The following is a 1,687-nucleotide window of genomic DNA, read 5'->3' on the forward strand; positions in this document are numbered from 1 at the left end:
AGCTACTCGTACTTAAAGTACCCTTGTATCCCCTAATATCCACAATCGCATCATTAAGAGCATCAAAACCAGCAGTGCTATCATTAATAGCTACATAGCTTTTTGACCCTATAGTAAACAGTGCAGCCGCATTAGCACCAAAATTAGTAGTAGTTAATTTACTACCAATAGCAGAGGCACTTAGTGAACTAACTACACCCACATTATTAAACACAGATCTGGCAGTGCTAACTACAAAACGGTCAGTCTCTGTAGTATTATTAAAATCCTTGATGCTATCAATTCCAGCTAACAAGGAATGGGTTAAGTCGGTATAAACAAACCTATCATTACCCAAACCTCCCGTTAAGGTATCTGCACCTAGTCCACCAATTAAGGTATCATTTCCTCCAGAAGCTCTGATAATATCATTACCAGCACCACCGTCGAGAACGTTATCTTTGGTATTATCTGTAATGGTATTATTCAGGGTATTACCTGTACCATTAATATTGGTGGCTATTTCTTGTAAAGCTAGGTCTTCTACGTTGTCAGTGAGTGTGTAACTGATAGTGGTGAAAACTTTATCTGTACCTTCATTAGCAAGTTCTATTACCCTGTCACCAGTGTTATCTACCCAGTACCAATCATTACCAGTTCCCCCGGTCATGGTATCAGCACCAATACCACCCATTAAAGTGTCATCACCGGCATTACCAAAAAGGCTATCATCACCGGCATCACCATCAAGAAGATTATTACCACTGTTACCTAAGATAGCATTATTGAGCCTGTTGCCAGTGCCGTTAATGTTCCCTTGTCCTGTTAAAATCAGGTCTAGTTGGCTGGAGTTTAATGTGTAGCTGGTGGAGGATTGAACATCATCATTAACGTTGGTGACGGTAATGGCTAGGGCTTTGGTGGTGTTTGATATACCATTATTAGCGATAACGTTGATGTCATAAACGTTATTTGCACCGCTATCACCAGGTGCTTCAAAGTTAGGAGCGGTTTTGAAGGTGACAACGCCGTTGTTGATGTTAAAGAGGTTAGCATCAGTACCGGATAAACTGTAGGTGAGGGCTGTATTTACATTTACGTTGGTGGCGGTGACGGTGTAAACTGTTTCTGTACTGTTTTCTGCAAAGGTGGCGGTGCCAGCGCTGGTAATAACTGGTGCTAGATCTATGATTTGTAGTCCTGAACCACCATCAGCAACATAAACGTACTTTCCCTCTATTACTAAAGATTCAGCATAACCAGGTGTATTAATAGTACCTACTAAAGTGGGGGTACTGGGGTTGCTAATGTCTATAATTTGTAGTCCTGAACCACCATCAGCAATATAAGCGTAGTTGCCGACTACTTGTACCCTACTAGCAGTACCAAGTGTATCAATAGTACCGACTAAAGTGGGGGTACTGGGGTTGCTAATGTCTATAATTTGTAGTCCTGAACCACCATCAGCAACATAAGCGTAGTTGCCGACTACTGCTACACTGAGAGCAGTACCAGGTGTATTATAAGTTCCTGCTAAAGTGGGGCTATTGGGGTTGCTAATGTTTATAATTTGTAGTCCTGAAGCATTATCGGCAACATAAGCGTAGTTGCCTACCACTGCTAGATTCTGAGCATAATCAGGTGTATCATAATTTCCTACTAAAGTGGGGGTACTAGGGTTGCTAATGTCTATGATTTGTAGTCCTGA

1 protein-coding gene is annotated in these 1,687 nt (G+C 41.5%); it reads right to left on the minus strand.

Annotated features, from left to right (window positions below; translation table 11 throughout):
• Window positions 1–1,687: bluetail domain-containing putative surface protein (locus ACIR310F_RS25975; protein ID WP_331271295.1), on the minus strand; the 1,687-nt coding region annotated here is incomplete at both ends.

This window comes from Dolichospermum circinale AWQC310F, assembly GCF_000426925.1.
GTDB classification, from domain to species: domain Bacteria; phylum Cyanobacteriota; class Cyanobacteriia; order Cyanobacteriales; family Nostocaceae; genus Dolichospermum; species Dolichospermum circinale.